This is a genomic window from Ewingella sp. CoE-038-23 (assembly GCF_040419245.1).
Classification (GTDB): Bacteria; Pseudomonadota; Gammaproteobacteria; order Enterobacterales; family Enterobacteriaceae; genus Ewingella; species Ewingella allii.
Window position 1 is genome coordinate 2,014,605 of the sequence record NZ_JAZHOH010000001.1, and the last position, 21,276, is coordinate 2,035,880.

Consider the following 21,276-nt stretch of genomic DNA (forward strand, 5'->3'; position numbering starts at 1 on the left):
AATCGGGTCATTCTAGAAGGTGAAAAGGGCGACCTGACGTCGCCCTGTAAGCTTGGATGACTATATGGTGGCCGGTTCCGGGGCGGCGCTATTTTTCGCGTCGCGGATCAGCCAGTCGAGTTCATCTTTCACTGACTGAACCTGCGGGCCGATCACCACTTGCAGGTTGTGCTCGTTGAGATGCACCACGCCGATGGCGCGATTGGCTTTCAGCGTCGCATCGTCAACCAGCGACATATCATGCACTGACATACGCAGACGGGTGATGCAGTTGTCGAGCGAGACAATGTTGTCCGCGCCGCCCAGCGCGCTAAGGATCACCGGCACGTTGTAGCCAGATTTGCTGTTAGAGGCCACTGGCGCTGCGCTTGGCATAGATTCAGATTCGCGGCCCGGCGTTTTGATGTTAAAGCGCAGGATAGAGAAGCGGAAAATCGCGTAGTAAGCGGCGAACCAGATAGCGGCGACCACCGGCACCAGATACCACTTGGTGGCCGTACCGTGCAGGATACCAAACACCACGAAGTCGATGATGTTGCCGTCGGTGTTACCGATGGTCACGCCCAGCACGGACATAATGGTGAAGCCCAGACCGGTCAAAATAGCGTGGATGATATACAGCACTGGCGCAACAAACAGGAACAGGAACTCGATGGGTTCGGTAGTCCCGCCGACCACGCAGGCCACCACGCCGGAAATCAGCAGGCCTTTAATTTTATGACGGTTTTCTGGTTTAGCGCAGTGGTACATTGCCAACGCCGCACCCGGCAAGCCGCCGAGGAAGGCTGGCATTTTACCTTGAGACAGGAATTGGGTGGCGCTTTCAGAGAAGCCGTGGGTGGTCGGGCAAGAGAGCTGGGCTTGGAAGATAGTCAGCGCGCCGCTCACTTCACGACCACAAACGTCCATGGTGCCGCCCGCTTCGGTAAAGCGGATCAGGGCAACCAGAATGTGGTGCAGGCCAAACGGCAGTAACAGACGTTCGCCGGAGCCGAAAATCATCGGCCCAAAAATACCGGCGTCGTGGATCAGGCGACCCAAACCGTTAATCCCGGCAGCAAAGAACGGCCAAATCAGAGGAATGACCAGACCAACCAGACCTAATACTACGGTCGTGACAATAGGTACAAAACGGGTACCGCCGAAGAACGCCAGCGCATCCGGCAGGCGGATGGTGTTGTAACGCTCATGCAGCACATAGACGATTACGCCGACAATTACCGCGCCAAGAATACCGGTATCGATAGACTGGATGCCGAGGATCATCTGGATGTTGTTGGCTTTGAGGATCAGCGGGTCCACCGTCGGCAGCACGCCGCTGGCGGTCAGGTAGAAGTTAGTCGCCAGATTCAACACGGCGTAACCCACAAAGCCGGAGAACGCCGCGACGCCTTTATTTTCACGCGCCATACCAAGTGGAATGGCAATTGCAAACATCACTGGCAGGAAGCTGAAGGCGAACGAACCGACTTTGCTCATCCACGTGAAGATCAGTTGCAGGATGGGATTACCTAAAGCCGGTAACAGGGTGGTGACATCATTGCTGCTTAATGAGCTACCGATCCCCAGCATAATGCCGCAGAAGGAGAGCAAGGCTACTGGCAACATGAAGGTTTTACCTAAACTTTGGAAAAACTCCCAAAGCGTGACGCGTTGTCTTTTATTGGCTGGCATACTTATTCCCCTGAAGCGAAAAAATGAACCGGATTAATCTTATGGCGGATAAGATAAAACGTTTTACCTAAATAAATCGTGCTTTGGTTCACATTACTCACGCATGCCCGCAAGATAAGCTTAGCGCTAGATTAAACGTTTAACCTAAAGTCGATTTATTCAGCATGCGGCGGGTGATGCAATAAACCCGCCACTCATGGAGTTTTAATGAAAGAAGTCACAGGATGAGCCAGAAAAAAGTCACCATAATTGATGTTGCCCAGCATGCAGGCACGTCCGTGACCACTGTTTCACTGGTGCTTAGTGGTAAAGGGCGTATCTCTCCAGCCACCGCCGAGCGGGTGAATCAGGCCGTCGAGCAGTTAGGGTTTGTGCGTAATCGGCAAGCCAGTACGCTACGCGGCGGGGAATCCGGCGTGGTGGGGCTGATCGTGCGTGATATCTGCGAGCCTTTCTATGCCGAGATGACCGCCGGTCTGAGCGAGATGTTTGAAGCTCAGGGTAAAGTGTTGTTTTTATTGCAAAGTGGTTCGTCAGGCAAAGGCTTAGCGCGCTGCTTCGAGACGCTGTTGACTCACGGCGTTGACGGCATAGTGATTGCTGGTGGAGAGCACGCCCCGGCAGGACTGAAAGAGAAAGCCTGCGAGCAGGGCGTGCCGCTGATTTGCGCCTCGCGCGCCAGCGGCATCGACGGGGTTGATTTAGTGCGGCCCGACAATATGCTGGCGGCAAAAATGGCGACGGAATATTTAATTAAACGCGGCCATAAGCAGATTGCTTATCTCGGCGGGTTAAGTGACTCGCTCACCCGCGCGGAGCGTTTGGGCGGCTTTTGCGCCACGCTGGTGCAATACGGGTTGCCATTTCGCAGCGAATGGATCATCGAGTGTGACTATCAGCAGAAGTGCGCCGCCGACGCCGCCGAGACGTTATTGCGCCACTATCCCAAGATCAGCGCCATCGTCTGCCATAAGTCGTCGGTCGCCATGGGAGCCTATTTCGGCGTGATGCGCACCGGCAATCTCATTGGTGGCGGCGCAGTGGATAATTTCTTCCAGCAGCAAATCGCGTTAATCGCCATGGAAGACGCCCCGGAGGCTGAACTCACCGAACCGCCTTTAACTTCTATTGCCAGCTCCGCCCGCGAGATAGGCCACGCCGCCGCTCGAAGATTGCTGCAGAGAATAGGGGGCCAGAACCTCGAAACGCAGAATATTATTGTGGCACCGGGGTTGATCGAGAGGGCCTCAGCGTAAGGGTTTTATGGGCGGCAGCCCTGACCTGCTTTTAAACTCTTTAACGTCAAATTCAAAACCGCGGGCTCGCCGCCCACACTGGCCCAAAGGGTTTTAAACGAAACCCTTTGGAATCCTGCGTTTTTGTGCTGCTGGAAGATCGAGGCTGCGCAGGGTCGGAATGGACATGTTTCAGAGGCCACAGTGCTCGTCGCGAAGTGCCGCCGCTTAGGCGGTTCCCTCGCTGCGGGATTACAACCCGCGTAAAAAGCCACGCGGTTTTCCACCTCTTGCTCGGCGTCACTTCTGAACGCGACCTACTGGCATTTATACCGTACCGTTCCAGTGGAGTGCTGTTCTGCTTAGTAATTAAAAAAAAAAGCCCACCAAAGTGGGCTTTTCACTAAACAAACGCAATTATTACGGCGTATTAGGCGCTACAGGGGCAACTGGTGGAGCCAGCGGGGAGGCTGCTGGAGCCTGGGTTTGTGGCTGAACCGCGTTGCCGCCGAAGATCCCAAACAGACCGGCGAACTCTTGCAGGGTCATCTTCTGGCCGTTCAAATCAACCTGATTGTCGGCGTAGTGGAAGCTGCTGGAGATAGCGTCGTCTTTCAGCGTGGTGATCTTGAACATCTGACCCATAGCTGCCAGACCTTGAACCTGCTGTTTAGCCAGTTTCTCTGCGTCATCGCCGGTATAACCTTCGATTTTCGCCGTCTGGGTGGTCAGCTCGGTGGCCATTGCCAGTGGAATGTTCAGTTTCGCGTCAAGCTTGCTCACCAACTGGGAAATCAGCTGATCTTCAGACTGTGCCTGAGAACCGGCCGCCGGATCTTTCAGATCTAATTGCAAGGTGAAAGTACTTTCACCTTTGCTGTTTTTCCAGCTCAGCGGGTCGATGCTGATGCTTGGGTTGCCTTTCAACAACAGTGGCAGGTTAGCGGCTAACAGCTCGGTCGCCTGCTGCTGGTAGACAGCCGGGTCAATATCGCCAGCCTGTGACAGCAACTGCTGTGACTGCTGGTTGTAGCTGTCGGAGAAGGCTTTCAGCGCGGCGGCGTCCAGTTTGTCGATTTTCACCGTCAACTTACCTGAGCCAAAATCGGTATTCTGAATCTTCAGCGCATCAATGGTGTAATCCTGCTGACCTTTGATATTGCTGCCTTCTTCGCTGAATTTACTGACCAGCTTGAAGTTATCCAAAGAAGCCGCGTCTTTGCCATCAACATTGACAGCCACTTGCTTAATGGTCAGGTTTTGATCGCCGATGCCCACTTTAGACGCGCCCTGATTGGTGTCGCTATCCAAAGAGAAGCCGTTCAGGGTCACTTTTTCTTGCTGGCCGAACTGGTTCTGAGAAGTGATGGCGATACTGTCGCTCTTCGCATCCAACTTCATCTTGGTCAGCTCTTTATCCACTGCGACATTGATGTCCGCGCCGCCGAACTGCAACTTGCTGTTGTTCTTATCGTAATCAACCGGGATGAAGTTGATTGCTGAAGAGCTGTCGCCGTTATAGGAAACGCGCGTATCGGCCGTCACCAGAGACTTGCCCTTAGTCACGTCAAACAGCGGTTTCAGCGTGGCGGTGTTTTCCAGTTCGCTGTGCACTGACGCCATGCTTGGGATCAGATTGAATTTTTTCAGCTGAGCTGCCGGGAAGGGACCGTGATCGATAGTTTCGATAAAGGAGATTTCATCACCGGTTTTCAGCGCGCTGGTGCCAGCAGCAGCGGCTGCGGCATCAGGTTTCAGAATGATGCGCACCTGGCTGCTGAACAGCCCACGGTGGTAGTCTTGATAGGAGACGTTAACCCCGGCTTTCGGGAAAGAGGATTGGATCTGGCTATTCGCGTTGGTCGCCACTTCAGCCATATGCTGCTCAATCATTTTGCCCGTATACCACGAGACGCCTGTCCAGGCCGCGCCAAGTACCACAATGACGCTTACAGCGACTAACGATTTTTTCATAGTTCTGTTCATCCTTAGATAATGTCCCGAAATAAAAAACGCCTTACGGCGCGATTTATTGTGGTGTAAGTGGGGCGTCAATGGCAAATTTTTCACAAAAATGAAGCATTTCGCCTCAACCCCTACTTATATTTACTGCTTGATTACATCACGTTCAGCATCAAAGCTTATTAAACACGCGTGCAATTCGGCCGTTGCCGCTCACTTCAACCGGCGATTCGCTGGCGGAAAGATAACCAGATTCCCCCGGCTTCAGCACCAGCGTCTCTTCACCTTTTTCCAACACCGTTTGACCTTCAATACAGAAGATAATCGCCGCGCTGTTTTGCGCCAGCGTTTGTGGCTCAGGTGACAAGCTGTGAATCGAGAAAGCAAAGTCTTCGACTGGGATCGGGAAGCTCAGCTCAGCGCCTTTTTCCACCGGCGAGGTTAAAAGCTCCCCAGCAGGTTTAGCAGTGAATTTCAGATTGTCCAGCAGCTCGGCGATATCAATGTATTTCGGCGTCAAACCTGCGCGTAACACGTTGTCCGAGTTCGCCATGACTTCCAGCGCCACACCGTTGAGATAGGCGTGCGGCGTTTCGGCATACAGGAACATGCCTTCGCCCGGCTTGAGGGTGATGACATTGAGCAGCAGAGGGGAGAACAGGCCGCTGTCGTCCGGATAGAATTCGCTGATGCTGCGGATGGTGTCCCAAGGCTGGCCTTTCTGGTTATTCAGTGCCGATTTCAACACGCCCAGCGCCAGAGACTTTGCCTCGCCTTCAAGGCTCAGCAGGCTGGCGAACAGGGTGCGCAGATGCTCTACATCGGGGTGCGTCAGGAATTCAGCAATATGCGGGTTAGCGCCAGAAACCGGCTGCAACAGCGACACAATTTCACGCAGCTCGCGGAAACCATTCATCGCCTGGAAAGGCGTCAAGGCATAGACCAGCTCAGGCTTATGGTTGGCGTCTTTATAGTTACGTTCGGCGGCATCAATCGGGATACCGGCGGCGTTCTCTTTGGCAAAGCCACACTCCGCCGCACGCTTGCTTGGGTGAACCTGAATGGACAGCGGCTGATCGGCGCAAAGCACTTTAAACAGGAAAGGCAGCTCGCCGAAACGCGCGGCGACTTTCGCCCCCAGCTCTTGCTCCAGGTTGGCGCTAATTTGGCTGCGCAGGGCGATTTCCTGACCGTCGCTTCCTTTAACGTAGGAGCTGCTTTTCGGGTGAGCACCCATCCAAAGTTCAGCCATCGGCTTACCTTCAGGATTGGCAATGCCATAAAGGTGGGTCAATGCGTCGGTGCTGCCCCAGGCGTAGTTTTGTACACCGTTGTTCATTTTTTGCATATTTCGTCCTGAAATCCCCGTTATGCAGGGGATGATGTGAAGAAAATTACTGTGGCGTAGTAAACAATGAGCGCGGGCGGTTAAGCAACTCCTGATGATGAAAAAGTGCTGTAAATGCGAGAAATTATCAATTAGCGATTCTGAAACGCGATGCCTGACCTATACTCGACGAGTCGCCTAAAGAAGATCTGCGTGGCAGTTCCTGGCGGTAAACCTTTGCAAAGCATAAATATTAAATTTCACCAGAAACGTAATTAGGAGAAATATTATGGCGGCAACACGCACTGAAAAGGACTCAATGGGGCCTATCGATGTACCGGCTGATAAACTCTGGGGGGCACAGACTCAGCGCTCTCTCGAGCACTTCCGTATTTCCTCCGAAAAGATGCCTGAGGCACTGATCCACGCACTGGCGCAGACCAAACGCGCAGCGGCCAGCGTCAATCTGGATTTGGGCCTGCTGCCGAAAGAGCGCGCTGATGCGATCATTGCCGCCGCCGACGAAGTGCTGGCTGGCAAGCATCCTACCGAATTCCCGCTGGCTATCTGGCAGACAGGTTCCGGCACCCAAACCAACATGAACATGAATGAAGTGCTGGCTAACCGGGCAAGCGAGATCCTCGGCGGCGAGCGTGGAGAAGGGCGCAAGGTTCACCCGAACGATGATGTGAACAAGAGCCAAAGCTCGAATGACGTCTTCCCGACGGCGATGCACGTCGCCGCCGTCATTGAGCTGCGCGAAACGCTGCTGCCTGAGTTGAAAGAGCTGCACAAGACGCTGGCGGCGAAATCCGAGGCTTTCAAAGATATCGTCAAGATTGGCCGTACCCACCTGCAAGACGCCACGCCGCTGACGCTCGGCCAAGAGATCTCTGGCTGGGTGGCAATGCTGGCCCACAGCATGGTGCATATCGAAGCCAGTATCCCGCACATTGCAGAATTAGCCTTGGGCGGCACGGCGGTTGGTACAGGGTTGAACACCCATCCTGAGTACGCGGTGCGCGTCGCCAAAGCCTTGGCCGAAGAGACTAAACAGCCGTTCGTCACCGCGCCGAATAAGTTTGAAGCGCTGGCGACCTGCGACGCTCTGGTGCAAGGCCACGGCGCGTTGAAAGGCTTGGCGGCGTCGCTGATGAAAATCGCCAATGATGTGCGTTGGTTGTCTTCCGGCCCGCGCTGCGGCATAGGCGAGATTTCCATCCCTGAAAATGAGCCGGGCAGCTCCATCATGCCGGGTAAAGTGAACCCAACCCAGTGCGAAGCCATGACCATGCTGTGCGCACAGGTGCTGGGTAACGACGTGGCGATCAACATCGGCGGCGCGTCGGGCAACTTCGAGCTGAACGTCTTCCGACCAATGGTCATTCACAACTTCCTGCAATCCATTCGCCTGCTGGCCGACGGCATGCGCGGCTTTAACGAGCACTGCGCCGTAGGCATCGAACCCGTCCGCGACCGTATTACCCAGCTACTCAACGAGTCGCTGATGCTGGTTACCGCGCTCAACACCCATATCGGTTACGACAAAGCGGCTGAAATCGCCAAAAAAGCGCACAAAGAGGGGCTAACCTTGAAAGGCTCTGCGCTGAAACTGGGTTATTTGACCGAAGCCGAGTTCGACGAGTGGGTTAAGCCGGAGGATATGGTGGGGAGCATGAAGTAGGTTGTAAACTTGGGGCAGTTTTGGGGCCCCTTTTTAAATTCAACTTCAAATTCAAGGTCGTGGGCGTCGGCCCACACCGACCAAGGGAGGCGTAAACGCGCCTCCCTTGGAACCCTGCGTTTTTTCTGTTGTGAGATCGAGGCTGCGCAGGGTTGGAATGGACGTGTTTCAGGCACTTTAGTGATCGTCGCGAAGTGCCGCCGCTTAGGCGGTTCCCTCGCTGCGGGATTCCAACCCGCGTAAAATAACACGCGGTTTTCCACCTCTTGCTCGGCGTCACTTCTGAACGCGACTTACAGGCTTCTCAACCGTGCCTTTTCAGTGGGTTTGACTTTGCTCCCTCTCCTTTTTAAGGAGAGGGCTGGGGTGAGGTTTGCCTCAGCACAACCGTTCCAGTAGGTTTGGTCTTTGCTCCTCCCCCTGAAAAGGGGGAGGCTGGGAGGGGGTATTGCAGCAAACTCAGTAGCTTAAACTCAGCTCTCAACAACTTGATCAGCCGACCAATCCGTATATAAATGCAGCCGCTTTATTAGCAAGTTCAGCGACTGCGCTTCGGGCTTATATTTGTGCTTCACGGCACTCACATCGTAATCATGCAGCTCGCCAAGCTTGGGCACTTGCACATTGGGTGACTTCAAACAGAGGGCGATGAGGGGCAGTGGGCAGGGGTGCTGAACTTGCTTCTGGCTATTGCGATACCACACGCGGGCGATGGGCTGGACCTTTACCGGGCGCTTAATCTTCAAAATAGCATGTTCCGGAATGCGCTTTACGTCATTGATTTCACGAGTGACGTTATCCATCCACTGCTCACGGCTGTAAGGCGGCACCGAGCGACCGGCTTTCAGGCTCTTGTCTAACTGGGCCAGAACATCATCGCGGCTGACATTCTTGATGATGTGCTTATTCGCCCAACCGAAGCGCACTGAATCCGGGTCATTCAAATAAGAAATCGTGCGATAGGCATTCAAGGTAATCAGACCGCGCAGGTGAGTGTGCACAAATTCAAAACGCTGCTCGCGGGCAAGACCGGATTCCACGGTAACAATATGTTCCAGCTCGGCTTTCAGCTTATTCACTTCCTCTATCAACAGCAGGGCGGCCTGATGTTCTGCAGCATCAACGGCATAGCACAGCACGCCGGGCAGGCGGACGGCGGACTTACTGCTAACATTCTCCCCCTGATGGTGAATAAACAGATTCTGGAAATGCTGCAGCGCCAGCTGCTGCGCGGCTTCACCGACGTAAGGCGTCACCTGAATACGGTCGGCAGGGTTGTGCTCCTCGCCTTTGGCGATCTCCGGCAGGCTGAAAACCCGCGCCTGGATAAGCTCCAACTGCTTTAACAAACGGCTGAGATCGCCAAGTGCCAGTTCTAACTCATTGAAACAACTGTTCATTCGCCCAATTAGGTCGTAATTCGCCATACCGCCTCCATTTAGTTACAACATACAATATAGTCGAAAAGTGAAAAGGTGCACAACTCATCTTCTGAGACGTTTTTAAGGTTGAGGAAATTTTGTCTGGCAGAAAGAAAAGGGCGCGAACGCCCTTAGATGGAGGAAGTTACTTAACGGCGACTTGTCTAGATTCGGCGAGATGCATCAGACGGAAACCGACCAGCACGGCGACGGCAAGCATCAGGCAGATAAAGGTGGTGATGCCATTCCAGCCGAAGCTGTGCCAGAAATATCCGCCCAAGGTCCCGGCCACGCTGGAACCGGCGTAGTAGGAGAATAAATAGAGTGATGAAGCCTGACCTTTGGCGCGGCGCGCGCGGCGGCCGATCCAGCCACTGGCAACCGAGTGGGCCGCGAAGAACCCGCCGGTGAACAGCACCATGCCGATGAAAATGCTCCAGACAGCGGGCAAAGCGGTGATCAGAATGCCGACCAGCATCAGGCCGATTGACCCTAGCAGGACAGGGCCGCGACCATAAACCCCGGTCAACGCGCCCGCTTTCGGTGAGCTATAGGTTCCCATCAAGTACACCACTGACAGCACGCCAACCACCGCCTGACTCAGATGATAAGGGGTGCCGAGCAGGCGATAACCAATGTAGTTAAACATGGTCACGAAGCTACCCATGATCAGAAAACCTTCGAGGAACAGCAGCGGCAGGCCGCTATCGCGCCAATGCAGTTTGAAATTGATCGCCAGTTTGCGAGGCTTCAGCGAGCTGGCCCTAAAGTGTTTGGAAGGGGGCAGAATGCGCCAGAACATAATGGCGGAGCATAAAGCAAACAGCCCAATCACGGCGACGGCCACCCGCCAGGAGAAGAAATCAGTCAAGACGCCGGTCACCAGTCGGCCACTCATGCCGCCAATAGAGTTACCGCTGATATACAGGCCCATCGAAAAGGCCACCACGCTCGGGTGAATCTCTTCGCTTAAATAGGTCATGGCGACGGCGGCCACGCCGCTGAGGGAGAGGCCTATCAGTGCCCGCATCACCAAGATGCCGTTCCAGCTCTGCATAAAGGCGCAAATCAGGGTACATCCTGCGGCAAGCATCAGTGCCACCACCATCACCGATTTACGCCCCACGGCGTCGGACACCGGGCCTGTGAACAACAGGCCAATGGCCATTAATCCGGTTGAGGCTGACAAAGAGAGGCTACTGGCCGCCGGTGACACGCCAAACTCTTGCGATAACACGGGCAAAATCGGCTGAACGCAGTAGAGCAGGGCAAAAGTTGCCAGACCGGCGGAGAACAGCGCCAGCGTCACGCGGATAAACTGCGGCGTGCCACGTTTAATAAAAGGTGTTTTGCTTAAAGGAGTGGTCGGTGTGGCCGGCATTAAGTCGTCATCGTTAACTGACAGCCGATCTTCATTGAGAGTGGCGGTTTTTCGCCCTGCGATGTTCACTGAGTTTCCTTAGCGAGAGCCAAATTAATACAAAAAAGATGTAAAAATTTTATCAGTGGGACATCTTTTGTCTAATATATTAATCTCTGTTGATTAAGACGTTAAACCTCTCAATGGATAATTATGAATAACATTGAACTTCGCCATTTACGCTATTTTATTGCTGTTGCCGACGAGCTGCATTTTGGCCGCGCGGCGGAGCGCCTGCATATTTCGCAACCGCCGCTAAGTCAGCAGATTCAATCACTTGAAGCCACGATTGGGGCTAAGCTGCTTAATCGCAATAATCGGAATGTCAGCCTGACCCAAGCCGGAGAGGCGTTCTTAAAAGAGGCGCGCCAGATCATCAGCCGGGTGCAAGACGCTTCGCTGCAAGCGTCGAAAATCCATCAGGGGATTGCCGGCAATCTGACGCTGGGCTTGACCTCTTCCGCGCCGTTTCTGCGTCGCGTTCAGCGCACTATTCAACGCTTTCACCTGCAATATCCCGAAGTGAACATTCGGATAGAAGAGATGAATAGCACCCAGCAGATCGAACCTTTATTGGAAGGAAGGATCGACCTTGGGATCATGCGTAATCGCCAACTGCCGGAGGTTTTGCACCATCAACTGCTGCTCTCTGAGTCGCTGGTAGCCGTGGTGCATGAGGACAATCCGCTGGTGAACCTTCCTGAAGGTGAGCTGACTTTTCAGCACCTGGCTGACCAGCCTTTTGTGTTTTTCTCCAAGGATTCGGGAACATCGATGTATGACGATATTCGCGCCTTGCTCGGTTCCCACGGCATCACGCCCTTTATTACTCAGGAAGTGGGCGAGCCATTAACCATTATAGGTCTGGTGTCGGCGGGGCTGGGCGTGTCGATTTTACCTGCGGCTTATTTGCGCATTCAGGTGGACGGCGTGCGCTATTTGCGTTTCGGCAAGCAGCAGGGAAACACGCAGGTTTGGATGGTCAATCACCGTCATCGCGAGCTCAGTGCGCCAGCGACCGCTTTTATGAAACTTATGATGCAGGATAAAAATCCGTGAAACCGCTGTTTTTACAGTCAATTCTTAAAGGGTTTTAATTCAATATGTGCACCAAATCACATAACGAATCAAATAGTTGACGACATATAGCAAAAACCCCACCATAGCCATTAATCTTTATTTTGAAGCGCGAAAAATAACGGAGTTTTTTCTGTGATCCCTGATGGGCAGCCTGGGCATATTGATCAAATAAAGCAAACGAACGTCGGTGCCGTATACCGGCTGATAGATCAGTTTGGACCCATTTCGCGTATCGAGCTGTCGAAAAAAGCGCAGCTTGCCCCCGCCAGTATTACCAAGATTGTTCGTGAACTGTTACAAGCTCATTTGGTGCAAGAAACTGAGTTTCAGGAGCCGGGCAGTCGCGGGCGTCCTGCTATCGGCTTGGTGCTCGACACTAATGCTTGGCACTACCTTTCTGCGCGCATCAGCTTAGGGGCAATTACCCTCGGGCTGCGTGATCTAAGCAGTAAACTGGTGGTTGAAGAAGAACTGGCTCTGCCCGCCGCGGCGGATAAACCTCTGCTTGAGCGCATTGTCGCTGAAATCGATCAATTCTTTATCCGTCACCAGCGCAAACTAGAGCGCCTCACCGCCATCGCGATTACCTTGCCCGGCATGATCAATGCGCGGGAAGGGGTGGTGCATCGCATGCCGTTTTACGCCGACGTCGATGAAATGCCGCTCGGCGCAGCGCTGGAAGCCCATACCGGCCTGCCGGTTTTCGTGCAGCATGATATTGGCGCCTGGACCATGGCCGAAGCCTTATATGGCGCCTCTCGCGGTAGTCAAAACGTGATTCAGGTGGTTATCGACCACAATGTCGGCGCAGGGGTGATCACCGGCGGCCGAGTGCTACACAGCGGTAGCAGCAGCGTGGTGGAAATGGGCCATACGCAGGTCGATCCTTACGGCAAACGCTGCTATTGCGGCAATCACGGCTGTCTCGAAACCGTCGCCAGCACTGATAATATTCTTGAGTTGGTTCGCCAGCGATTAACTCAGGCGGTCAACTCCAGCCTGCAGGGAATTCCGCTGACAATTGAGGCGGTATGCGACGCGGCAAATCGCGGCGACCAGCTGGCCCGCGATGTAATTATTAATGTCGGCCATAGCGTAGGGCGGATCCTCGCCATCATGGTTAACTTGTTTAATCCTGAGAAAATATTGATCGGCTCGCCGCTTAATTTTGCCAAAGAAATTCTCCATCCGGCAATAATGTCCTGCATTCAACAGCAGTCTCTGCCGGCTTATAGCGAAAATATAAAACTCGAATCCACTGAGTTTTATAACAAAGGCACCATGCCGGGCGCGGCATTAGTCAAAGACGCGCTGTATAACGGCTCTCTGTTAATTCAACTGCTACAAGGTTAATTATTGGTATGAATTAACCTTGTAGGTTTCCCGCCAATATAATAAAAATCCTAAATTCAAACTTCTGTTTGCCAGTGGACAAAACATTGCGCTAACGCAAATCGTTATCGATTGGTATCGCCTAGACTTTCCCCTGTACATTGTCTCAGGCGCACTCGCCGGAGATAAATCCTCAGTTAAACGGAAGATCCTGGAGCCAACATTCCATGTTAACGCACTTTTTCGTCACGGGTACGGACGCTCGCGTAGGTAAAACCATCGTGACGCGTGCTTTGCTACAGGCTTTAGCCGCGCAGGGGCACTGCGCATTGGGCTATAAACCGATTGCGACAGGGAGTCAGGAACTGGCAGATGGCATTCGAAATAAAGATGCCGTGATACTGCAAAATTCATCTTCTATTTCTTACCCTTATGACAAAATAACGCCGCTGGCACTGTTAGATGAAGATATTTATGCCAGTAATACGCCAGATAATGTGTTTGAAATAATGACCTCTGGCCTGAAGTTTATGCGTCAGGGCGGTGATATTGTGGTGGTTGAAGGCTGTGATGGCTGGAGAACCTTGATCACCCCCGATCGTTTTTATTCTGATTGGGTTCGTCTGGAAAATATTCCGGTTATTTTAGTCGTGGGTATTCAAGAGGGTTGCGTGAGCCACGCCTTATTAAGTGCTCAGGCTATTAATACCGATGGGTTATCGTTAGCGGGCTGGGTCGCCAATCGTATTAACCCTTGCCTTGCGCATTATCAGCAAACAATTGATGCCATTAGCCATAATATTTCAGCGCCGCTGCTGGGGGAAATTCCCTATTTACCGCGCGCTGAATCTCGCGATATGGCGAAATATATCGATTTATCCCTGCTGCCTATTGGTCATAGCAAGACTGCCTGATTCATTGCAGTGAAAGTGACCACTTTTCGCCCCGCCGGATGGCTCTCATCCGGCGGGGCTTTTTCAATTTCGTTAGCACGCGACCGATAAACCTTCCCGCAATCTCGCTGATATACTGCAAAATTCATCCTCGACTGAAACATAAGAACAACAGATTAAGCCTATGAATCAGACTGCTTTCGTCCCCTTAGTCAGCCACAAGCGCCGCCCCCTTATCCTGATCGCCTGCATGTTGTCGATGTTTATGGCGGCAGTCGAAGCCACCATTGTGGCGACCGCCATGCCCACCATCATTGCCGATTTGGGCGGGTTCTCGCTGCTCGGCTGGGTGTTTGCGGTCTATCTGCTGACTCAGGCGATCACCGTGCCGATTTATGGCCGACTGGCAGATTTATACGGCTGCCGAAAGGTGTTTTTCATTGGTACTACGCTGTTTTTGATTGGCTCGGTGCTCTGTGGCTTCTCGCCGTCTTTGCCGTGGATGATTGGCTTCCGCGCCTTACAGGGTCTGGGCGCCGGAGCGATCACCCCGATTGCCACCACGCTGATTGCTAATGTATATGGCCCGCAGGAGCGCGCCAAGGCGCAGGGCTACCTTGCTAGCGTGTGGGGCGTTTCAGCGATTGCCGGTCCACTGCTCGGCGCGTTTATCGTTTCGCATTTCCACTGGGCGGTCATTTTCTGGGTCAACGTGCCTTTAGGGCTGTTAGCCATGGCGATCCTGTGGCGCTTTTTACCGGCGGAAAGCCAGCGCAAGCAGCACATTCTGGACTTGGCCGGAACCACTTATCTGACCTTGTCGGTCGCCGCGCTATTACTTGCCATGCTGCAAGCTGAGGCTTTTGGCTACTGGGCCTTAGCGCTGGTTGCCTTCGCGCTGTTCACCGGCTGGCTGCTGGTTCGCCAAGAGCGCAAAGCTCCTGAGCCACTTTTCCCACTGGCCCTGTGGCAGAGCAAAGTGATTATCGCCGGGAATATTGGCGGGCTGGTGATTGGTGCCACCATGATGGGCATTAGCGCCTTTTTGCCGACCTTCGTGCAGGGGGTGATGGGCGGAACGCCCTTAGAGGCGGGCACCACGCTGGCGCTGATGTCTATCGGCTGGCCGTTGGCCAGTATGCTGAGTGGCAGAATTATGCACGCGACGTCATACCGCGCTACGGCGATGATCGGCGGTCTGCTATTGGTCAGCGGCAGCCTGATTTTACTGCTGTTATCGCCATCTTCCGGCCTGTGGTGGGCGCGATTAGCGGCCTTAACTATCGGCGCGGGGATGGGGCTGTGTAACACCACGTTTTTGGTTTCGGTGCAAAATGCCGCCGAGCCAGCGATCCGCGGCATTGCCACGGCGTCAACGGTGTTTACCCGCATGCTCGGGTCGGCCATTGGCACGGCGCTGCTTGGCGCAACCTTGAACCTTAATCTGGAAAAACGCCTGCCGAATATTAGCGATCCGGTGCAACAGTTGATGGAAAAAAGCCAGCGGGCCAATATCGACTCCGCCCAGCTCAGCATGATCACCGACAGCGTGGCGGCGTCGCTGCATTGGGTGTTTATCGTGGCGGCGGTGATTTCGGTGTTTGCGCTCGCCGCCGGAAGATTAATTCCGGCGGGAGAACGCCCGGTGGGCGCGGCGCAGCGGGAAGGGCAGTGATTAAGGCTGTTTGACCTTAAAGCTTTCGTCGAAGGTGTTCTTCACCTCCAGCTTGACCGGCAGTAAGCCCTGATCATGGTAGAAATCAGCGGTTTGTTGCTGCTGGGTTTGAGTCTCTTCATCGATAGATTGCCAGTAAGATTTACGGCGTTCGAAGGAGAGACGAGCCGCAGGCAGCGGGAAGCCGATGATTTTTGCCAACTGCTGGCTGTACTCATCCAGATGCTGATAGGCCCACACTTGCGAATCGCTCAGGCGTTGCAAGTAGTCAGTAATGGCTTGGCGCTTGGCGTTATCTTTCAGCGCTGAATCGGTGGCGGCCAGGAAGCTGTTGCCAGACCACAGTCCGCGCCCATTCACCACTACCCGCAGATGATCCTGCGTTTCGGCGAAGGCGGTGTAAGGTTCCCACGTCGCCCAAACATCTACTGAACCCTGCGTCAGCGCCAGCTTGGCGTCGCTCGGCGGTAAGAAGCGGAAGGTAACATCTTTGGCGGAAAGCCCGGCCGAGGCCAATGCCTTCAGCGCCACGAAGTGACCAATAGAACCACGGTTAGTGGCGATGCTTTTACCTTTTAAATCCGCCGCTGTTTTGATTAGGCTGTCAGGCTTGACCAGCAGCGCCGTGCCGTAGGCGTCTGATTTATCCACCGCAATGGCTTTCACCTGCGCCCCGGCGGCTTCGGCAAACAGCAGCGGCGCGTCGCCAATGATCCCTACGTCCACGGCCTGCGCGTTGAGCGCTTCGGCGAGAGGCGCGGCGGCGGGGAATTCCGACCATTCGATTTTGTACGGCAGGTTATCCAGCTTTCCCGCCGCTTCCAGCTGGGCGCGCATATTGCCTTTCTGGTCGGCGACGCGCAGCGTCACTTCATCGGCCCACGCCAGATTTACGCTGCCCATCAGGGTGGTGGCAACCAGCAATTTTCCCAATGATTTCATTATGGTCATTTTTATACCGTCGATTCGTGTTGAGGGTGTTTTTGAGCCAGACGCGCGGCGATTTTTTTGCGCGTTAGCGGGATCAGCTCTTTGCCATATTCCACTGCGTCGTTGAGTGGGTCGAAGCCGCGAATTAAGAAGGTGTGGATCCCTAAATCGTAATATTTCAGCAACGCGTCGGAGACCTGCTCCGGCGTGCCGACCAGCGCGGTGGAGTTCGAACCGCCGCCAATCAGACCGGCAATGCCGGTCCATAGACGCTCGTCGAGGCGATCCCCCTGAGCCACGGCGTTGAGCAGCCGCTCGGCGCCGACGCTTTGCGGTTTTGGCGCCTGAGACTGGCCGTTGCGGGCAATCAGCGCGGCGGCTTTTTCGCGAATAGTTTCGGCCTTGGCCCAGGCTTCTTCTTCGGTACGGCCGAGAATAGGGCGGAAGGAGATGCTGAATTCAATCTCGCGCTGATGGCGCGCGGCGGAGGCTTTCACCGCCTGTACCGTTTCGGCTGCGCTGGCCAGCGGCTCGCCCCACAGGGCAAACACATCGGCCTGCTTGCCCGCCACGCGGATGGCGTCTTCCGAAGAACCGCCGAAGAACACCGGCAAATGCTGATTGAAAGGTTTGATGGCCGAGAAGGCGTTTTCCGCCTGATAAAACTCCCCGTGATGGTCAAAGCCTTTGACCGAATACCACTCGTTTTTCAGCACATCGATATACTCGTCGGTGCGTGCGTAACGGCCGGACTTCGGCACAAAGTCGCCGTCGCGGCGCTGTTCGGCGTCGCTACCGCCGCTGATGATATGCACCGCTAAACGGCCGTCGAGCAGGTGATCGAGGGTCGCCAGCTTTCGCGCCGCAAGTGTCGGGGCTACAAACCCGGGGCGATGGGCTAACAGGAAGTGGATACGGGAAGTGTTAGCTCCCGCGTGCGCGGTGACTAAAAAGGCATCAGGTTGGTCGGAGGCGTAAGCCACCAGAATGCGGTCAAATCCCGCATCCTCGTGGGCTTTGGCGAAGTCGGCGATATATTTCTTATCGAATATTGGCCCCGTCGCGGGAATTATTTCGGAGGCCAAACGATGGCCGATCATACCAATGAATTGCACGCTCATGGGCTGTCACTCCTGGTTGCATAAGTTGCCAGCGCATAGGCGATGGCAGGAGCGTATTACCTTAGACAGCCTTTTACTATGTTAGAAATTAATTTTTATCATAAGTTAATATAAAAATTGTGCATTAAAAGGATTGGATATTATGCCTGCGGCTGATCGACAGCCAGAGGGGCGAGGTCCAGCCCTTGGGCGATGGCCGCCGCGAAGGCGTCAATGGCCGGAATTTGGCTGGCGGGCACGTTCGGGTACACCAGCCACAGCTGGCTGCGCGGCGCGAAGTCCTGCAAACTGTAAATTTGCAGCTGCGGGCGCAGGGCGTGGCGATCGACCAAGGCGCGAGGCATCAGCCCTAATCCGCGACCTTCGGCAATCAGCGACAGCTGCAAGGTGACGCCAAACGCCTCGAGATTCAGCAGCAGCGGCAACCCTTGTTCCGTCAGGGCGCGTTGCAGCGCGGCGCGAAAACCACAGCCTTCCGGATTCAAAATCCAGCCACGCTGATAGCCTTCTTCCAGCTTACGCAGTGGCGGCACCTTGGGGTCATTCGGCCCAACCACTACCAAGTCCACCGAGCCAAGTGCCTGACTTTCCAAACCGGAAGGGAACTGCTTACTGGCGGGGAACAGCACCACTGCGGCTTCCAGCTCTTGGCGCTGAACTCGGAGCAATAGCTCTTCACCCCAGCCGCTGGAGAGGCGCGGCTGCACCTGCGGGAAGTCGGAAGACAACATTTTCAGCGCCGGCAGCAGGCTGGTTTCACTCAAACTTTGCGGCACGGCCAGTCGCAGCAGGCCAGACGGCGGGTGATCCGCCGCCACCAAATCGCTCAGGGCTTCTACTTCACGAAGAATGTTGCGGCACTGCTGAAAGACGCGTTTACCCATTAATGTCGGCTTGAGGGGTTTGGTTTGGCGATTGAGTAGCGCGATGCCCAGCGATTCCTCGAAGTTCTGCACCCGGCGGGTGATAGCGGGCTGGGTCAGCCCTAACTCCTCGGCGGCGAGGCGGGTGGATTGCAGACGGATCACTGCGACGAATGCCGTCAGATCTTCTATTTTCATAAGTGGAGCAGTCCCTTTAAGTCGCGTCTTCGAAGACGACAATCAGTCCAGCATAAAGCAAATCGTGGCCCTAAGTCGGCACTCACAGCACATTTTTATGTGTGATTTGCATATTAGCTTATCCATAAAATGAATTTTGCTTGGTCAGTGGCGATGCTAGCCTGCAAAAAGGGCTTATCTTAAGAGGCAATTATGACAATTCGACATTACGCGCCGTTACGGGAGTTTTTGGCGTCGCTCACGCGATTAGTGAGCGAGCCGCACGAGGAGCAGGAGGTGCTGGCGCAGGGGGCGGAGCTTTTGGGCCAACTGGTGGCGAACGACGCCTGGCTGGATGACAAATTTGCCGTGCCGCATCCCGACCATTACCAGCAATATCTGCTGTATGCCGACCCGCTGTCGCGCTTTTCGGTGGTGAGCTTTGTTTGGGGACCGGGCCAAATCACGCCAATCCACGACCATCGCGTGTGGGGGCTGATTGGCATGCTGCGCGGCGAAGAGATTAGCCAAAACTATGTGCGAAACGGTCTGGGGAAGCTGGTGCCAGAAGGCCAGCCGGTGCGATTAACGCCGGGAGCCGTCGAGAAAATCTCCCCGTCCGAGCTGGATATTCATCAAGTCAGCAATGCGTTTAGCGACCAGGTTTCGGTCAGTATTCACGTTTACGGTGGCAACATTGGCGCGGTGTCGCGCGCGGTTTACCTGCCGGACGGCCAGCAAAAAACTTTTATCTCCGGTTACTCCAATCGCACCTTGCCTAATGTCTGGGACCTGTCGAAAGAGCAACATCTATTGAAAGAGAAACAACATGACTAAAACTTCGCCCACGCCCTTACGTCATTTCGCCGAACTGCGCGACGCGCTGCTCAATCAACAAGAAGTTGCCCTGATCGATTTGCGCGAAGAGGCCGCCTTTGCCACCGGGCATCCGTTGTTTGCCGTCAATCTGCCATTATCCAAACTGGAGATAGAAGCACTGGATCGCCTGCCGCGCCGCAACACGCCCATCACTCTGTACGACAACGGCGAGTTTTGGGATGAGGAGCAGGGGATTCGCAAAACCACCCGCGCTCTGGCGACGTTCAAGGCGCTGGGTTATCGCGATATTACGCTGTTAGCCGGGGATTTGGCGGGCTGGCGTGAAGCGGGCGGCGAAATCTTTATTGATGTGAACGCGCCGGGCAAAGCTTTCGGCGAGTGGGTTGAACACCACTACCACACGCCATCGTTCAGCGCCGAGCAGGTGCAGGCGCTGCAACAGCAAGGGGCGGACATCGCTATTCTGGATGTACGGCGTTTCGACGAATTCAACACCATGAGCATTCCCAACGGCGTCAGCGTGCCGGGCGGCGAGCTGGTCCTGCGCCTGCGCGACGCGGTGCCGAACCCGCAAACGCAGGTGATTATCAACTGCGCCGGACGCACCCGCAGCATTATTGGTACCCAGTCGCTGATCAACGCGGGCATTCCTAATCCGGTGGCGGCGCTGCGTAACGGCACTATCGGCTGGACGCTGGCGGGGCAGACTTTGGCACATCAGCAGCAGGCCAGCTTCCCGCCGCTGAGTTTCTCTTCAAAACAGGCGGCGGCAAAGAGTGCCCAAAACGTAGCCCGTCGCGCCGGGGTGAAATACATTTCAGCCGAAACGCTGGCCGAATGGCAGCAAGACAGTTCCCGCACGCTGTATCTGTTCGACGTGCGCACGGCGGAAGAGTACGCGGCGGGGCATTTCCCCGGTGCGCGCCACGTGCCCGGCGGGCAATTAGTGCAAGAAACTGACCACTACGCCAGCGTGCGCGGCGCAAGGATTGTGCTGGCCGATGATCAGCAGGTGCGCGCCGAGCTGGCGGCCTCTTGGCTGGCACAGATGAACTGGGAAGTCGCGGTGCTTGACGCCGCGGGGGCGGATTTCACCGAGCAGGGTCACTGGCAGGCGAAAACGGCGGCGGCTCCGGCTGTCGAAGAAGTGCTGCCCGCCCAGCTACAGCAGTGGCTGGAGGAGGGGAGTACTGGCGTGATTGACCTGACAACCAGCGCCAACTTCCGCAATCGCCGCATTCCGGGCGCGTTGTGGACCACTCGCGCCAATATCGCTCAGGCGGTTCGCCGCCATCCGGCGGTGTCACGCTGGGTAGTCACCTGCACCAGCGGGCTGTTAGCACGTTACGCTGTCACCGAAGTGGCGGCGCTCACTGGCTCTCCGGCCTATCTGTTGCAAAAAGGCACGGTGGGCTGGATTGATGCGGGTCTGCCGCTGGAGCTCGGCGACTCTGTGTGGATTGTGAATGCGCAAGATCGCTACCGTCGCCCCTATGAGGGCACCGACGTCAGCCCGCAGGCGATGCAGGATTATCTGGACTGGGAGTATGGTTTAGTGGCGCAGTTGGAGAAGGACGGGACTCACGGCTTTAAATTATTACAGGCTTAGCGGGGAAGAATCAGGGCTCAATCACTGAGCCCT

16 protein-coding genes are annotated in these 21,276 nt (G+C 54.9%); 8 read left to right on the forward strand and 8 right to left on the reverse strand.

The genetic code is table 11. From position 1 onward, the window contains the following. Positions 1–60: 60 nt before the first annotated feature. Positions 61–1,674 (reverse strand): maltose/glucose-specific PTS transporter subunit IIBC, encoded by a 1,614-nt coding sequence (gene malX / locus V2154_RS09430; protein ID WP_353502006.1) that lies wholly within the window; start codon positions 1,672–1,674, stop codon positions 61–63. Between the two features lie 224 nt (positions 1,675–1,898). Between malX and malI the strand changes: the two genes are divergently transcribed. Next, the gene (malI, locus tag V2154_RS09435; protein WP_353502007.1) at positions 1,899–2,930 is read left to right on the forward strand and encodes a Mal regulon transcriptional regulator MalI; all 1,032 of its coding nucleotides are present in this window, start codon (positions 1,899–1,901) and stop codon (positions 2,928–2,930) included. Positions 2,931–3,329: 399 nt separating this feature from the next. Here malI and V2154_RS09440 read toward each other — a convergent pair whose 3' ends face one another. Both V2154_RS09440 and manA read right to left on the reverse strand, forming a co-directional pair. Beyond that, positions 3,330–4,883: a YdgA family protein gene (locus V2154_RS09440; protein WP_353502008.1), complete on the reverse strand. Its 1,554-nt coding sequence runs from the start codon at positions 4,881–4,883 to the stop codon at positions 3,330–3,332. A 160-nt stretch (positions 4,884–5,043) separates the two neighbouring features. After that, positions 5,044–6,219 (reverse strand): mannose-6-phosphate isomerase, encoded by a 1,176-nt coding sequence (manA, locus tag V2154_RS09445; RefSeq protein WP_353502009.1) that lies wholly within the window; start codon positions 6,217–6,219, stop codon positions 5,044–5,046. A gap of 268 nt (positions 6,220–6,487) precedes the next feature. On the opposite strand from manA, the gene fumC reads away from it, so the two are divergent. Further along, positions 6,488–7,882 (forward strand): class II fumarate hydratase, encoded by a 1,395-nt coding sequence (fumC, locus tag V2154_RS09450; RefSeq protein ID WP_353502010.1) that lies wholly within the window; start codon positions 6,488–6,490, stop codon positions 7,880–7,882. Positions 7,883–8,355: 473 nt separating this feature from the next. Here fumC and tus read toward each other — a convergent pair whose 3' ends face one another. Together tus and V2154_RS09460 are read right to left on the reverse strand one after the other, a co-directional pair. Further along, the gene (tus, locus tag V2154_RS09455; RefSeq protein ID WP_353502011.1) at positions 8,356–9,309 is read right to left on the reverse strand and encodes a DNA replication terminus site-binding protein; all 954 of its coding nucleotides are present in this window, start codon (positions 9,307–9,309) and stop codon (positions 8,356–8,358) included. A gap of 139 nt (positions 9,310–9,448) precedes the next feature. Further along, positions 9,449–10,684, reverse strand: a complete 1,236-nt coding sequence (locus tag V2154_RS09460; RefSeq protein WP_353503964.1) for an MFS transporter — start codon at positions 10,682–10,684, stop codon at positions 9,449–9,451. 192 nt (positions 10,685–10,876) lie between these two features. On the opposite strand from V2154_RS09460, the gene V2154_RS09465 reads away from it, so the two are divergent. The 4 genes from V2154_RS09465 (at position 10,877) to V2154_RS09480 (ending at position 15,703) form a co-directional block, all read left to right on the forward strand. Next, positions 10,877–11,782: a LysR family transcriptional regulator gene (locus V2154_RS09465; RefSeq protein ID WP_353502012.1), complete on the forward strand. Its 906-nt coding sequence runs from the start codon at positions 10,877–10,879 to the stop codon at positions 11,780–11,782. A 153-nt stretch (positions 11,783–11,935) separates the two neighbouring features. Next, the gene (gene mlc, locus V2154_RS09470; protein ID WP_353502013.1) at positions 11,936–13,156 is read left to right on the forward strand and encodes a sugar metabolism global transcriptional regulator Mlc; all 1,221 of its coding nucleotides are present in this window, start codon (positions 11,936–11,938) and stop codon (positions 13,154–13,156) included. A 206-nt stretch (positions 13,157–13,362) separates the two neighbouring features. After that, the gene (gene bioD, locus V2154_RS09475) at positions 13,363–14,049 is read left to right on the forward strand and encodes a dethiobiotin synthase (RefSeq protein ID WP_353502014.1); all 687 of its coding nucleotides are present in this window, start codon (positions 13,363–13,365) and stop codon (positions 14,047–14,049) included. Between the two features lie 163 nt (positions 14,050–14,212). Next, complete coding sequence (locus V2154_RS09480; protein WP_353502015.1) at positions 14,213–15,703, forward strand: MDR family MFS transporter; 1,491 nt, start codon at positions 14,213–14,215, stop codon at positions 15,701–15,703. On the opposite strand, the gene V2154_RS09485 is transcribed toward V2154_RS09480, so the two are convergent. The 3 genes from V2154_RS09485 to V2154_RS09495 all read right to left on the reverse strand — a co-directional run bounded on the left by V2154_RS09485 (position 15,704) and on the right by V2154_RS09495 (position 18,815). Continuing rightward, positions 15,704–16,645 carry an ABC transporter substrate-binding protein gene (locus V2154_RS09485; protein ID WP_353503965.1) on the reverse strand — a complete coding sequence of 314 codons (942 nt, stop codon included), beginning with the start codon at positions 16,643–16,645 and terminating at the stop codon, positions 15,704–15,706. Positions 16,646–16,656: 11 nt separating this feature from the next. After that, positions 16,657–17,754 carry an LLM class flavin-dependent oxidoreductase gene (locus V2154_RS09490; RefSeq protein WP_353502016.1) on the reverse strand — a complete coding sequence of 366 codons (1,098 nt, stop codon included), beginning with the start codon at positions 17,752–17,754 and terminating at the stop codon, positions 16,657–16,659. Positions 17,755–17,894: 140 nt separating this feature from the next. Then, complete coding sequence (locus V2154_RS09495) at positions 17,895–18,815, reverse strand: LysR family transcriptional regulator (RefSeq protein WP_353502017.1); 921 nt, start codon at positions 18,813–18,815, stop codon at positions 17,895–17,897. Positions 18,816–19,007: 192 nt separating this feature from the next. Between V2154_RS09495 and V2154_RS09500 the strand changes: the two genes are divergently transcribed. After that, a complete protein-coding gene (locus V2154_RS09500) occupies positions 19,008–19,631 on the forward strand; it encodes a cysteine dioxygenase family protein (protein ID WP_353502018.1) in 624 nt (207 codons plus the stop codon). Further along, positions 19,624–21,243, forward strand: a complete 1,620-nt coding sequence (locus V2154_RS09505; RefSeq protein ID WP_353502019.1) for a rhodanese homology domain-containing protein — start codon at positions 19,624–19,626, stop codon at positions 21,241–21,243. Before V2154_RS09500 ends, V2154_RS09505 begins: the two co-directional genes overlap by 8 nt. Positions 21,244–21,276 lie beyond the last annotated feature (33 nt).